This window comes from Streptomyces sp. NPDC059785, assembly GCF_042732375.1.
Taxonomy (GTDB): Bacteria; Actinomycetota; Actinomycetes; order Streptomycetales; family Streptomycetaceae; genus Streptomyces.
This window is the reverse complement of sequence record NZ_JBHWHV010000031.1, coordinates 51,584-65,174: the sequence shown is the minus strand read 5'-3', so window position 1 is coordinate 65,174 and position 13,591 is coordinate 51,584. Positions and strand designations below refer to the sequence as shown.

The 13,591-nt window shown below is 71.5% G+C and carries 14 protein-coding genes; 6 read left to right on the top strand and 8 right to left on the bottom strand.

Annotated elements, in window-relative coordinates; all coding sequences use genetic code 11:
* Positions 1–150: 150 nt before the first annotated feature.
* The 6 genes from ACFV6E_RS23430 to ACFV6E_RS23405 form a co-directional block, all read right to left on the bottom strand.
* On the bottom strand, positions 151–540 hold the full coding sequence (locus tag ACFV6E_RS23430) for a hypothetical protein (protein WP_385162367.1): 390 nt from the start codon (positions 538–540) through the stop codon (positions 151–153).
* Positions 541–671: 131 nt separating this feature from the next.
* Entirely contained in the window at positions 672–1,322 is a 651-nt protein-coding gene (locus tag ACFV6E_RS23425) for a hypothetical protein (protein ID WP_385162366.1), read from the bottom strand.
* Positions 1,323–1,427: 105 nt separating this feature from the next.
* Positions 1,428–1,934, bottom strand: a complete 507-nt coding sequence (locus tag ACFV6E_RS23420; RefSeq protein ID WP_385464310.1) for a hypothetical protein — start codon at positions 1,932–1,934, stop codon at positions 1,428–1,430.
* Positions 1,935–2,083: 149 nt separating this feature from the next.
* Positions 2,084–2,971: a DUF4328 domain-containing protein gene (locus tag ACFV6E_RS23415; RefSeq protein ID WP_385162363.1), complete on the bottom strand. Its 888-nt coding sequence runs from the start codon at positions 2,969–2,971 to the stop codon at positions 2,084–2,086.
* Positions 2,972–3,101: 130 nt separating this feature from the next.
* Positions 3,102–4,739, bottom strand: coding sequence for a glycoside hydrolase family 20 protein (locus ACFV6E_RS23410; protein WP_385464307.1), 1,638 nt, complete (start codon positions 4,737–4,739; stop codon positions 3,102–3,104).
* A complete protein-coding gene (locus tag ACFV6E_RS23405; protein WP_385464305.1) occupies positions 4,736–5,377 on the bottom strand; it encodes a hypothetical protein in 642 nt (213 codons plus the stop codon). The genes ACFV6E_RS23410 and ACFV6E_RS23405 overlap by 4 nt, the downstream gene beginning before the upstream one ends.
* 393 nt (positions 5,378–5,770) lie before the next feature.
* Between ACFV6E_RS23405 and ACFV6E_RS23400 the strand changes: the two genes are divergently transcribed.
* The 6 genes from ACFV6E_RS23400 to ACFV6E_RS23375 all read left to right on the top strand — a co-directional run bounded on the left by ACFV6E_RS23400 (position 5,771) and on the right by ACFV6E_RS23375 (position 10,725).
* Entirely contained in the window at positions 5,771–6,373 is a 603-nt protein-coding gene (locus ACFV6E_RS23400; RefSeq protein WP_385162433.1) for a 2-oxo-4-hydroxy-4-carboxy-5-ureidoimidazoline decarboxylase, read from the top strand.
* A gap of 149 nt (positions 6,374–6,522) precedes the next feature.
* Positions 6,523–6,903 carry a succinate dehydrogenase, cytochrome b556 subunit gene (gene sdhC, locus ACFV6E_RS23395; protein WP_385162358.1) on the top strand — a complete coding sequence of 127 codons (381 nt, stop codon included), beginning with the start codon at positions 6,523–6,525 and terminating at the stop codon, positions 6,901–6,903.
* A gap of 6 nt (positions 6,904–6,909) precedes the next feature.
* Positions 6,910–7,395: a succinate dehydrogenase hydrophobic membrane anchor subunit gene (locus ACFV6E_RS23390; RefSeq protein WP_385162356.1), complete on the top strand. Its 486-nt coding sequence runs from the start codon at positions 6,910–6,912 to the stop codon at positions 7,393–7,395.
* Between the two features lie 19 nt (positions 7,396–7,414).
* Positions 7,415–9,169 carry a succinate dehydrogenase flavoprotein subunit gene (gene sdhA / locus ACFV6E_RS23385; RefSeq protein WP_385162355.1) on the top strand — a complete coding sequence of 585 codons (1,755 nt, stop codon included), beginning with the start codon at positions 7,415–7,417 and terminating at the stop codon, positions 9,167–9,169.
* A complete protein-coding gene (locus ACFV6E_RS23380) occupies positions 9,169–9,942 on the top strand; it encodes a succinate dehydrogenase iron-sulfur subunit (protein ID WP_385162353.1) in 774 nt (257 codons plus the stop codon). Before sdhA ends, ACFV6E_RS23380 begins: the two co-directional genes overlap by 1 nt.
* A gap of 168 nt (positions 9,943–10,110) precedes the next feature.
* The gene (locus ACFV6E_RS23375) at positions 10,111–10,725 is read left to right on the top strand and encodes a Uma2 family endonuclease (RefSeq protein WP_385464302.1); all 615 of its coding nucleotides are present in this window, start codon (positions 10,111–10,113) and stop codon (positions 10,723–10,725) included.
* Here ACFV6E_RS23375 and ACFV6E_RS23370 read toward each other — a convergent pair.
* Together ACFV6E_RS23370 and ACFV6E_RS23365 are read right to left on the bottom strand one after the other, a co-directional pair.
* A complete protein-coding gene (locus ACFV6E_RS23370; RefSeq protein ID WP_385464299.1) occupies positions 10,722–13,190 on the bottom strand; it encodes a DUF4132 domain-containing protein in 2,469 nt (822 codons plus the stop codon). The genes ACFV6E_RS23375 and ACFV6E_RS23370 overlap by 4 nt on opposite strands.
* Positions 13,190–13,582, bottom strand: coding sequence for a hypothetical protein (locus ACFV6E_RS23365; protein ID WP_385162349.1), 393 nt, complete (start codon positions 13,580–13,582; stop codon positions 13,190–13,192). The genes ACFV6E_RS23370 and ACFV6E_RS23365 overlap by 1 nt, the downstream gene beginning before the upstream one ends.
* Positions 13,583–13,591: the final 9 nt, after the last annotated feature.

The window sequence follows — 13,591 nt, the reverse complement described above, 5'->3', positions numbered from 1 at the left end:
CAGCGGGGCATCCGCGCCGGCGCCGTAGCGGCGGCCCGGTCGTCGGTCGTCCGCGGCGCCGTCTCGGCTGGTCGCGCAGTTCCCCGCGCCCCTACAGGTCCTCGGTCGGCCGCCGCGCCGTCGTGGCCCGGCGCGCAGTTCCCCGCGCCCCTAACGGGGCGCCGTCGTCGCGTCCCGGCACAGGAGGCGTAGGGAGCCGGCCTCCGACCAGCAGTGGCGGGCCTCGGTCAAGGGGGCCCAGAGTCTGCCGTCCGGGGTGCGGACCCAGTGGTCGCCGCCCGTCTGCCACCACTCGCCGCCGGTCCGCCGGACGATCACCTCGCCCGTGTACGCGCCGAACCCGCGCAGCACGTTCTCGACGGCGGCGTACGGTGCCCCGTCGCGCCGTATCTCCTCGATCGTCCGGTCGACGCGCCACAGGCTCTGCGCCGAGTAGTCGAGCCGCAGCCGCGCTCCCTCGCGCATCGCCGCGACCGCGTCCGCCGCCCACCGCACGGGCTTCGCGGCAGCTGATGGCCTGGTCAGTTGCTGTGCAGTCACATTGGAGAAAGCGTTTCTCCAACGGCTTTCGTCACGCCGTTCCGCGGCCCGCCGCGACACCGGCGCAGGACCGTCGCGCCGCTTCCACGACCGCCTCGGAACGCTCACAGGACTCTTCCGCCCGGCCGGGTTTAACCCGCCGCGCGGGCCCGGCGCGAGACCACCGCGCGCAGCACCCGCCGGCCCTCCGTCGACAGGTCGAGCGCGGCGCGCAGACCACCGGCGCCGTGATCCGCGAGCAGCTCCAGGACGGTGATCTGGCGCCGCAGTTCGGCGGCGACCAGCGGGGACGCGCCGTCGGCGCGGCCTTCGCGGAGGTTCGACGGGCCGCCTCCGCCGCCTTCACCAGCGACGGTGGCCGCGCTCGCGTCGAGGAGCCGGTGGATCCGCAGGGCCGCCACGGAGCACGCGTCCGCCCAGCCGCGCAGACCGGCCGCGTCGGCACGGTCCGGCACGGTGGCGAGCATCCGGCGGGCGAGCGCCGCGGCCTCGCCCTCGGGTCCCGTACCGGATGCCGTACCGGATGCCGTACCAACGGAACCGGACGTATCCGAGCCGGACGTGCCCGAATCCCGCACGCCCGGGTCCAGTTCCGCACGCACCCGCTTCAGACGCTCGTCCCACGCCTCCCCGTCCACCAGGCTCGACCACAGCGGGCGCAGGATCTCCTCGTCGCAGCCCAGCACGGGTACACACCGATCCAAACAAGCCAGCCCGCTCGCGGCCAGGCCCCGCTCGTCGGCCTGGGCGATCAGCTCCACCAGGTTGGTCCCGCCGTTCATCGCGCCTCCCTCAAAACGTCGAACCACGTCGAAGTACGTCGTCAGGGGCGCCTTCCGGTCACGGAGCCCGTACTGCTCCCTACTGCGTGCGACGGCCCGGGAGTGTCACAGCGGCACCACGCCGAGCCGGTCGAGCAGCCGGAAGAAGAGGTTTTCGGCCAACGGCTCCGGGTCCGCCGTCAGTACGGGAAGCAGCACGTCGGGGGCGACCCGGTGCCCGGCCTCCGCGGCCCAGGCGGCGGCCCGCTCGGCGGCGTCGGGCGGTTCGAGGAAGTAGTCGTCGACGCCGAGGCCGTCCGGGTCGCCGCCGCCGAGGTACCCGGCCATCGCGTCGCGCCCGAGACAGGCGGTCCACGCGCCGCTCTCCGGAGCCGCCGCCTCCAGTGCCACGCAGTCGCTGTCCATGACGTACCCGAAGAGGGCGGGCGCGGCCGTCTCGCGGGCGAGCACGTTCATGTTGCCGACGTCGCCGTCACCGCCCGGGTACTCCCACACCTGCCAGCCGCCGGGCGCCGTTCTGCGCCGTACCAGGCCCGGGGCCGCGGCGAGCGTGCCGAGTTCGGCGAGCGGGCGCCCGCTCCTGGCGACGACGAAGTACCCCCAGTAACCCATCGGCCCGTCCCCCCGGGTAAGCGATTCGGCTCGCGCCGAATACACCACAGCCGCCCGGGGGTCCGCCAGCGAATCAGCGAATCGGGCAATTCCCCCGGACGCGGGCGCGGCGCACGCGCGCCGCGCCGCCGGGGCCCGTGAACGGGCTCTCAGGCCGGGAAGAGGGCCCCGCCCCCGTGCGCCTTCTCGTCCTGCATCCGGGTCAGCCGCAGCACCACGACGATGGCGAACACGGCGGCCACGGCGTCCATGAGGTCCGAGAACAGCATCTGGCTCGCGGCCGAGCGGAGCTCCGCGGCCGTGTCGGCCTGGTTGTAGGAGGTGTACGCGGCCCGCCCGGCGAGCAGCGAGAACAGCCAGAAGCCCCACCAGACGTTGACGATGCCGTGCGGGCGGCGGGTGCCGACGGGGCTGCTGGCGTTCCAGATGTCCACCGCGATCCGGCGCGGGAACCAGAAGTTCACGACCGGTACGAACCAGCTCCAGCACGTCCAGCCGCGGCTCTTGCTGTGCGCGGAGGCGTCGAAGACCTCGGCGTTGACCCGGGTCCGGTGGAACCAGACGAGGAAGACGACGGCGGCCGCGATCAGGGCGACGACCTGGACGACACCGGACGCGGCGTAGAGGACGTCCGCGCGGTCGGCCTTGTCCTGCAATGCGGAGGTGACGTTCCCGCCGGCGAGTTCGTCCGCCACCGAACGGGTGTTGAGGTCGGCCGCGACGGCGAGGAGGTCCGTGGCGATCACGGTGCCGAGCAGGATGACGTTGGCCCTGCCGAGCGCGACCGGCGAACGCAGCCAGGCGGTGCCGTGCCCGGTGTACGAGGGCGTGGCGTACTGGGGCGGGCCGTACTGGGGCGGTGCGGCGCCGAGCGGCGGGGCGGTGGGCAGGCCGCCGGGGACCGGGGGCGGACCGGCGGGCGCGGGCTGCCCCGCGGGCGGGGGTCCGGCGGCCGGCTGGGGCGTGACCGCCGCGCAGTGCCCGCAGAGGCTCTGCCCCGGTGTCGCGTCGAAATGACGGCAGTGTGCGCAGAGCATGGAACGGTCCCCCCGGTCCGGTAGGTGAAGAAGGCCGGGGGCGCCTCTCCCTGGCGCCACTCCGGCCAGCGGAACATACGTGCCAAAGGGCCCGTACGTCCACCTGAATCGCACCGACCGGTTGCCCGGCTCAGCCCAGCCGGTCCGCCAGCTTCTCGAAGTCGGTCCAGGACAGGGCCGGTTGGCCCGGGTCCCACAGCTTCTGGACGGTCGCGCGCAGCGGCATCCGGATCCCGGCGGCCACCTGGTCCTGGGTCTGGGAGTTCGCCAGGTCGCACCAGACCGCGAAGGACCCGCCGAGGATCTGGTCGTCGTACCTCTCGGCCACCGCCGACGTGCCGCGCAGCACCCGCGGGTTCCACTGCTGGTAGATGCGCCGGCCGGTCGGGTAGACGAAGTCGTTCGGCTGGCCGAGCACGTAGTAGAGGAACTCGTCGTTGTAGTTGAGCATCTTGCGGCCCTCGCCCAGGTACTCGGCGGGCTGCCGCGCGCCGATCTCCTTGCCGGTCCAGTACGCGACCCGGATGTCGTCGTCGGCCTGGACCTTGCCGCCCTTGAAGAAGCCGTCGTTCCAGGCTCGCGGGGTCTTGTCGTGCTTGCGCACCACGGCCGCCCGGTCGTTGAGCCAGCCGGTCGCCAGGTCTTCGACGGAGGCGCCGGTGCCGTGGGCCTTCGTGGCCGCGCTCGCGAGCTGCGGGAAGGAGGACGCCGGGTCCGGCACGGTCAGCGCCTGGTACTCGTCGGCGCCCAGGTGCCACTGGCCGCCGGGGAACAGGTCCGCGTACTCGTTCAGCAGGTCGTCGACGATGTCGGCCGCGGCGGGCCTGGAGATGTCGACGGCGCCCTTGGTGGCGGTGCCCTGCGCGTTGCGGAGCTGGAGGTCGGGGTGCGCGGCGATCACCGCGCCGAGGTGTCCCGGCGAGTCGATCTCGGGGACGACGGTGATGTGGCGGCTCTCGGCCAGCTTGACGATCTCGCGGACCTGGGCCTTGGTGAGATGGTCGTCGGAGACCACCTCGGGGTGCGAGTCCGACTCGATGCGGAACGCCTGGTCGTCGGAGAAGTGCAGGCCGAGCTCGTTGAACTTCAGGTCGCCCAGTTCCCGGATCCGGTCCTCGATCCAGTCGGCCGAGAAGTGCTTGCGGGCGATGTCGATCATGAAGCCGCGCTGCGGTTTGGCCGGTTCGTCGTGGACGACGCCCTCCGGAGCGGTGCCGCCGTCGTGCACCTCCTGCTTGAGGGTGCGCGTGCCGTAGAAGACCCCGGCCTGCTCGGGAGCGGTGACGGTGACCCGCCCGTTCCGCACGGTCAGGGTGTACGACTCGGCGTTCGCCTTCTTGCCGTCGCCGTTCAGCTCCAGCGCGACGTCGCCGTCCTCGGCGTCGGCCTTCCCGGCGTACGACAGTCCGAGCTCGCCGGCGAGCAGCTTGCCCTCGTCGGCGAGGGAGTCCTCGTTCACCACCACGCGGCCGTCGTCGCCGGGGCGCCAGCCGGGGCCCCGGGCGGGGGTGTGCTCGCGCACCGCGGGGATGGTGCGGGGCGTCTGCGACAGGGGGTAGCTGCGGCTCGGCGACGGTGAGGCCGAGGACTTCGGTGTCGCCGAGGCGTCGGACGCACCGGCCGGGTGACTGTCACCGGAGGGCCAGAACGCGGCGGTCGCCGCCGCGGCCCCCACCACGACCACCCCGACCGCGGCCAGCACCCCGCCCCGCCCGACCGCCCGCTCCCGCCGAGCCCGCCCGTGCGCCCGCCGCCCACGGGCGCTCACCGAGCCACCCCCGCCGCCACGTCCGTCCCGGCCACCACCACGGCAGTTGCGTCGCCCCACTCGGCCACCGCGCCCCGCTCGGCCCTCACGGCTCGCTTCACCACCACGGCTCGCTCCGCCGCCCGAGCGGCCGCCGAGTCGGCCGCCCCAGGCGGTGTCACTGCGGGTGCCCCGGTCGCCACCACAGCCGCCGCCCCGACCACCGGGCCGCCCCACTCGACCGCCGCACCGTCCGGCCCGGTCACCCGAGCGACCGCTGCGACGGGTGCCCCGAACGCCGCCACGGCGGGCACCCCGGCCGCCGTCATGGGTCGCTCCGCCTCTCCGACCCGCTCCGCCGCCGCAGCAGTTGTCGACTCGGCGGCTGCCCCGGCCGCCGTCGCGGCGGGCGTCCCCGGCGGCGCCACAGCGGGAACCCCGACAACCGTCGCGACGGGCGTCCCGGCCGCCGCCACCATCCGCTCCGCCGCCCCGGCGACCGACGCGCCGGGTGCTCCGGCCGCCGGCTCGGCGAGTGCCGCCACGGCGGACGCCCCGTCCGCGGCGGCCACGGCGGCTACCGCTCCGACACCGGCTCCGGCACGGGCACCGGCGGTGTGCTCGGCCTGTGTGGCCCAGGTGCTTCCTGCGGCCCTCACGGCCTCCGTAGCCTTCGCGGCTGTCACTGGTGACTCGGCTGTCACACGTTTCACGGATTTCACGGCTGCGTGTGCCTTTCTCGGTTTCGGCGCGGCTCGCGCGTCGGTCGTGCCTCTCGTGCTCAGCCCTGCGGCCGCCTCCCCGGGAACCTCGCGTACCTGTTCTCCGTCCCCTTCTCCGTCTCCGTCTCCGTCTCCGTCTCCACTGTGAACCTAAGCCCAGGCCTCCGCCTCCGCGCCACGTGTCGGCCGACCGTCCACCACATGTTCCGAAACTCTCCCGTCAGGGTGAATTTCGGGCGTCCATCGGACACGTGCTGACCACCGTGGATAACGTGACGGCACATCTCGCACACTTGCCCCTGCCGAACCACCCATCGCCGAGGACCCACGCTGCCTTCGCACCGTCCCCCACGCCTCCCGGGCCAGGTCGCACTTCCCGGGCAGAAGGGCGCGGCACCCTCCCCGGCCGGCCTCGAGCCGTTCAACACCGCGGCCCCGGACGCCGCCGAGCGCGCCCTGCTCACCTGCTGCCGCAGCCTGCGCTGGGCCCGCCGCCTCGCCGACCACCGGCCGTATCCGGACCTGGAGGCGCTGCTCGCCGCGGCCGACGAGGCGGCGTACGACCTGACGCCCACCGACCTCGCCGAGGCGCTGGCGGGCGAGCCCCTCACCGCCCTCCCGGCGAGCGCCTACTCCGCCGCGCACACCGCGCTCGGCGCCGCCCAGGCCGCGTACGAGAGCCGCTTCGGGCACGTCTTCGTGATCTGTCTGGACGACTTCGATCCGGCCGAGGCGCTCGACCAGGTGCTGGCCGGCATCAGGTCCCGGCTGGTCAACGACCCGGAGGAGGAGCGGGCGCTGGCGGGCGAGGAACTGCGCCGGCTCGCCCGCGGCAGGCTCGCCCGGCTCGTTCAGGCGTTCGAGGCAGGGTCGGACGAACGTCCGGAATCTTCCGGTTCGGGGCGCCCCGATAGCCCGTACGTGCCTGTTTGATTGCCTGTTTGATCACACAGACGGGCCCCATGTAAACGTTCCGACAACTCGTCGCTACCATGGCCGGGGCCGGTGGACCGTACCCGGCCGGGCCCGACCGACAAGGAAAGCCGGCGCGGCCCCAATCCCCGCTCCCGGAGGGTTCTTCCGTGCCGGCTGGAACGCTGTACCGCGGCCGGGAAGGAATGTGGTCCTGGGTGGCTCACCGAGTCACCGGCGTCCTCATCTTCTTCTTCCTGTTCGTACACGTCCTGGACACCGCTCTCGTCCGTGTCTCCCCCGAGGACTACGACAACGTCGTGTCCACGTACAAGACGCCGATCGTCGCGCTGCTGGAGTACGGCCTCGTCGCCGCCATCCTCTTCCACGCGCTCAACGGCCTGCGTGTCATCGCCGTCGACTTCTGGTCGAAGGGCGCGCGTTACCAGAAGCAGATGCTCTGGACCGTTGTCGGCATCTGGATCGTGCTGATGGCCGGGGCCCTGTACCCCGTCCTCGGCCACGCGTTCCGCGAAGTCTTCGGGAGCTGACGCCTGATGTCCACGACTGAAACCGCCTCCGGCATCGGCCCCGTCGAGGGTGCCGGCGCCTCGCTGTACGGCGTCGGCAATCCCGCGCCGGTCATCGAGCCCCCGCGCAAGCGCACCAAGAAGACCCCGAAGTCCACGCGTGGCAACTTCGAGATGTACGCCTGGCTGTTCATGCGCCTGTCGGGCATCGTCCTGGTCGTCCTGGTCCTCGGCCACCTGCTCATCCAGCTCGTCCTCGACGGCGGCGTCTCCAAGATCGGCTTCGCCTTCGTGGCCGGCCGCTGGGCGTCCCCGTGGTGGCAGGCCTGGGACCTCGGCATGCTGTGGCTCGCGATGCTGCACGGCGCCAACGGCCTGCGCACGGTCATCAACGACTACGCGGAGCGCGTGAACACCCGGCTGTGGCTGAAGGGCCTGCTCTACACCGCCACGGTGTTCACCATCGTCCTGGGCACGCTGGTGATCTTCACCTTCGACCCGAACATCCGCTAGGCACGGGGCTGCGAGAATCATGAAGATCCACAAGTACGACACCGTCATCGTCGGCGCCGGCGGCGCCGGTATGCGCGCCGCCATCGAGGCGACGAAGCGCAGCCGCACCGCCGTGCTGACGAAGCTCTACCCCACCCGCTCCCACACGGGCGCCGCGCAGGGCGGCATGGCCGCAGCGCTGGCCAACGTGGAGGAGGACAACTGGGAGTGGCACACCTTCGACACGGTCAAGGGCGGTGACTACCTGGTCGACCAGGACGCCGCCGAGATCCTGGCGAAGGAGGCCATCGACTCCGTCCTCGACCTGGAAAAGATGGGCCTGCCGTTCAACCGGACGCCCGACGGGACGATCGACCAGCGCCGCTTCGGCGGTCACTCCCGCAACCACGGCGAGGCCCCGGTCCGCCGGTCCTGCTACGCCGCGGACCGCACCGGCCACATGATCCTCCAGACGCTGTACCAGAACTGTGTGAAGGAGGGTGTGGAGTTCTTCAACGAGTTCTACGTCCTCGACCAGCTGATCACCGAGGTCGACGGCGTCAAGCGCTCGGCCGGTGTGGTCGCGTACGAGCTGGCCACCGGTGAGATCCACGTCTTCCAGGCGAAGGCCGTGATCTACGCGTCCGGCGGCACCGGCAAGTTCTTCAAGGTGACCTCCAACGCGCACACCCTGACCGGTGACGGCCAGGCGGCCGTCTACCGCCGCGGACTGCCGCTGGAGGACATGGAGTTCTTCCAGTTCCACCCGACCGGCATCTGGCGCATGGGCATCCTGCTGACGGAGGGCGCCCGCGGTGAGGGCGGCATCCTCCGCAACAAGGACGGCGAGCGCTTCATGGAGAAGTACGCGCCGGTCATGAAGGACCTCGCCTCCCGTGACGTCGTCTCGCGCTCCATCTACACGGAGATCCGTGAAGGGCGCGGCTGCGGTCCCGAGGGCGACCACGTCTACCTCGACCTCACGCACCTGCCGCCGGAGCAGCTCGACGCCAAGCTCCCGGACATCACCGAGTTCGCCCGTACGTACCTCGGCATCGAGCCGTACACGGACCCGATCCCGATCCAGCCGACCGCGCACTACGCCATGGGCGGCATCCCGACGAACGTCGAGGGCGAGGTGCTGAGCGACAACACCACCGTCGTCCCGGGCCTGTACGCGGCCGGCGAGGTCGCCTGCGTGTCGGTGCACGGCGCCAACCGCCTCGGCACCAACTCGCTGCTCGACATCAACGTCTTCGGCCGCCGGGCCGGTATCGCGGCGGCGGAGTACTCGGCCAAGGCCGACTTCGTCGAGCTGCCCGAGGACCCGGCGTCGCTGGTCGTCTCGCAGGTCGAGCGGCTGCGCGCCTCCACGGGCACGGAGCGGGTCGCGGTCCTGCGCAACGAGCTCCAGGAGACCATGGACGCCAACGTCATGGTGTTCCGCACCGAGCAGACGATCAAGACGGCCGTCGAGAAGATCGCCGAGCTGCGGGCCCGCTACAAGAACGTCTCGGTCCAGGACAAGGGCAAGCGGTTCAACACCGACCTGCTGGAGGCGATCGAGCTGGGCAACCTGCTCGACCTCGCCGAGGTCATGGCCGTCTCCGCGCTGGCCCGCAAGGAGTCCCGCGGCGGCCACTACCGCGAGGACTACCCGAACCGCGACGACGTCAACTTCATGCGCCACACCATGGCGTACCGCGAGGTCGGCGACGACGGCACCGAGTCCATCCGTCTCGACTACAAGCCGGTCGTCCAGACCCGCTACCAGCCGATGGAGCGTAAGTACTGATGGCAACCCCGACCCTGGAGAAGGAAGACGCCAAGCCCGAGGCGGGCTTCGCCGACTCCCCGTACATCACGGTCACCTTCCGGATCCGCCGGTTCAACCCGGAGGTCTCGGCCGAGGCGGTCTGGGAGGACTTCCGGCTCGAGATCGACCCGAAGGAACGTGTCCTCGACGGTCTCCACAAGATCAAGTGGGAGCACGACGGCACGCTGACCTTCCGTCGCTCCTGCGCGCACGGCATCTGCGGCTCGGACGCCATGCGGATCAACGGCAAGAACCGGCTGGCCTGCAAGACGCTGATCAAGGACATCAACCCCGAGAAGCCGATCACGGTGGAGCCCATCAAGGGTCTCACCGTGCTCAAGGACCTCGTGGTCGACATGGAGCCGTTCTTCCAGGCGTACCGCGACGTGATGCCCTTCCTGATCACGAAGGACACCAACGAGCCGACCCGCGAGCGCCTCCAGACCGCCGAGGACCGCGAGCGCTTCGACGACACCACGAAGTGCATCCTGTGCGCCGCGTGCACGTCGTCCTGCCCGGTGTTCTGGAACGACGGCCAGTACTTCGGCCCGGCCGCGATCGTGAACGCCCACCGCTTCATCTTCGACTCGCGTGACGAGGCCGGGGAGCAGCGTCTGGAGATCCTCAACGACAAGGACGGCGTGTGGCGCTGCCGCACCACGTTCAACTGCACGGACGCCTGCCCGCGCGGTATCGAGGTCACGAAGGCGATCCAGGAAGTCAAGCGCGCGCTGATCACGCGCCGCCTCTGATCTCCGTACGCCTTGCCCTCGGGCCCCGTCTCCGCTTCGGCTGGAGACGGGGCCCTTTGGCGCCTTCTGGCATATGCCACCCGTTCGGGTGAACGCGGCTGGAACGGCCTTTCGGGGACCGTCCGGCTTACGATGATGGCCTCGACACCAGCCCACAGGAGGCACGTGATGTCCGCAGCATCCGTCGAGCGGCCCCACAGCGAGCGTCCGCTGATCGCGGAGGCGAACCGCCTCATGGACCGCAATCCGGGCTACCGCGTCGAGATCATCGGAGGCCTGATCCTCATGACGCCACCGCCGGACGGCCCGCATGCGTTCGCCCTGACAGATCTCATGATCCCCTTCATTGCAGCCGGTCTGCACGGGGACGAGACAAAGATCCTCCAAGGCGTCGGTCTCTGGCTGCCCACCGGCACCGAGGACTACGCGATCCCGGATCTCGTTGTGGTGGACGCCGATCTCGTCGACCACCTCGTCGAGAACAACTGCTACGACCCGGTCGCCTTCCGGCTCGTCCTGGAGGTCACCTCGACCAACTGGAAGGCCGATCTGAAGACCAAGGTCGCCGCCTACGCCGAGGCGAAGATCCCGGTCTACGTGATCGTCGACCGGAAGCACCAGCGCCTCCACGTCCTCACCGATCCCGCCGGGAGCGAGTACGGCGGCCACCGCATCCACTCCCCCGGCGAGTCCGTCACCCTCCCCGATTCCATCGGCGCCAAGGTCACCGTGGACGTCGACGCGATCCTGCGCGCGGGCCGGTCACAGCAGGTGTCCGACTAGAGCTGACTCAGGATCGTCGGGTCCGTGATCTTCAGGTCGTCCGCCAGCAGCATCGCCTTGCTGAGGATCACCGCCAGGGTCCGGTCACCCTCGAAGGGCAGGTAGCCGGTCCCCTGCGCGGTCGCCGTACCGGACTTCGGGACGATGCACAGGTACTGGTCGTTCGGGGTCATCAGGATGTTGCCCGAGCCGAGATGGATCTTGTACGTGTGGCGCTCGCCCTTCACGTGCAGGAAGCGGCCCTCGACCGCGCACCGGTCGGCTATCGCGAGCCTTGGTATCAGCCGTTCGAGGAGCGCCCGCCGGGTCTCCGCGCTCTGGTTCAGCTCCCCGAAGCCGTACGACGTCCAGTACTCCCGGTAGCGGCCGTCGGGGCCGCCGTCCTGCCAGGTCGGGTCGTTGCCGACGCTGGCGACGCCCACGAACAGGTCGACGTCGCGCAGGACTTCGGAGAGGACCAGGGGCGGGATCTCTGAGAGGGGCAGCGGCTCCACCGGGTCCTCGCCGTCGCGCAGCCACATGCTGTACTCGCCGCCGCAGCAGTGCGCCGAGTTCTCCGGGGCGTCGATCGGGTAGAAGCGCACTTGGTCGGTGCGGAGCCGCAGGAAGCTGCCCGATTCCGTGATGCCCGTGAAGTCGTCGCCGCCGTCGCCGTGGATCCAGTACTCGGCGCGCAGGCCCCACTCGGGCAGCTCGCGGGTGGCGGGCGACGCCTCGTCGTCGACGGCGAGCCGCAGCTGGCTGCGCCAGCCCCGGATCGCGGCGAGGGACTGGAACTGGTGCTGGCGCAGGACGTGCGCCGCGAACCGGTTGGAGTACGTCCCGGTGGCGCGCTCGGCGTCGGTGAGCAGATAGACCTCGCGGTGGGCCTGTTTGAAGGGCTGGGTGATCGCGTGCCGCTCCAGCCAGTCGCGCCAGGCGAGGACGTCGGCCGGCTCCTGGCCGGCCGGGTGCCAGAGGCGGACCTCTTCGCCCGCGGTGACCGAGGTGCCGTCGAGGGTGCGCAGGGCCTCGTCGGCGTACCCGGCCGGGGTGCCGTCGACCGTCCACAGCAGCCGGCGGGCGAGCGTGCCGACCAGCGGGTGGTCGAGGTAGCGCTCGCGCCAGGTGCCGTACGCCCAGGTGCGCCGGGCGAGGAACTGCCGGTCCAGGCGCTCGCTCTGGGCCGACAGCATCTTGTCGATGTCCTTGACCGCGGCCTTCAGCTCCTTGAGCTCCTCGGCGTGGTCGCGCCGGACGGCGGCGGGGACACTCTTCACGGCCTTGCCCGCGGCGTTGCGCCAGGTCAGGCGGGCTCTGGTGCCCTCGACCTCCAGCAGGGCCGTCGCCTCGCCGAGCCGGTGCTCGGCGCTGCCGACGCCGGTGAGCCCGTAGGCGGGCACGGCCAGTTCCTCGATCTCCTCACGGCTGAGGCCGAGGGCGGCGGCCCGCTCCGCGAGCGCCGTGTCGATCAGCTTGGCGGTGCCCTTGTAGGTGACCCGGGTGGCCAGCCGGGCCAGCTCGGCGAGGGCGGGCTCGCCCTCGATGCGGGCGAGGGAGACGACGCCGGCGTTGGCGACCTTGGGGTTGCGCGGGCCGAGCCCCGCTACCTTCTTGAGCGAGGTCTCGACCAGGGCGCCGAGGGCGCGTGCGGTGCCGGGGTGGGGTGGCAGCAGCGAGAGCGTCCAGGCGAGACCGCGCAGGGCGACGGCGTTGAAGGGGTCGTAGGCGTCGTTGAGATGTCCCTCGTACTGGTCCAGTTCCAGCGGGAGGGTGCGGGGGCGGCCGACGAGGGTGAACCAGGACACCACGCTCTCGCGCACCCGCTCCGCGCCCAGGGCGCCGACGAGGACGCGGGCCCGCTTCTCCCAGCGGGCGGTGGGTTTGGCGGTGGTGGCGGTGGCCGCGTGGACGAGCAGGGCCTGCCAGTCCGGTGCCGTGGCGTCCCGCAGGGCCTGCTCGGCCCATGCCTCGCCGACGTTGAGAGCGGGTTCGGTGAGCTGCTTCGCCAGCGCGCTCGTCTCCTTGTAGCAGTAGGCGTCCTGGGCCGTGCGGCGCAGGGTCGCCACGAACTCCGGGGGCAGCGACCGGCCCGCCGTCAGCTCCGCCTCGACCACGAGGTCGATACGGGCCCTGATCCACAGCGTGTGTCTGCGGCCCAGGTCCGCCAGGGTCCGGTGGCGCTCGGCGGCCAGCGGGTCCTCGTCCAGACCGCGGGCGGCCATCGCGTACAGCGCGAGGGCGTTGCCCCGGTCGTGGGGGTTGTCACCGACGGCCGGGAAGCGGTCGGCGATCGCGTGCGCCAGTTCGCGGCGCCGCTCGGCCGGCAGGTCCCGCAGCTGCCCGAGCACCGCCTCCCACATCCCCGTGTGGTAGCCGTGGTTGTGGACGAGCGTCTTCAGCGCGTCGTCCGCGACCCGGTCCATGTCACCGGCGGCGACGCGGTTGCCGATCCGGGCTGCGCCCGACCGTGGTGTCCTGCTCATCAGCCACCCACCAGCGGTACGAGCTTCAGGAACGTGACCTCCGTGCCGAGCGGGAGGTCGATCTCCGCGTCCGGGTCGGTGACCTGGCGGTCCCCGACGAGCACCAGGAAGCCGTTGCCCGCGAACGCCTTCAGGGCCAGCGCCGTCTGCGCCTCAGGGTCTATCCGGCGGGGGGTGCGCAGCGCGTACCCGTTCAGCACGCGCTCGGTGTCCTCGGGCTGCACCAGCCCCTGGAACACCCCCGTCGTCCGCGCGTTGTACTCGGCGACCTCCTGGAAGACCCGCCGCCGGATCAGCTCACGCACGGTCAGCCGCTCCTCGGCGATCTCCAGCCCCCAGGCCGTACGCCGCTCCCCCGCTGTCGTCTCGTCGACGAACGTCACGATTCCCATGGCGAGGAC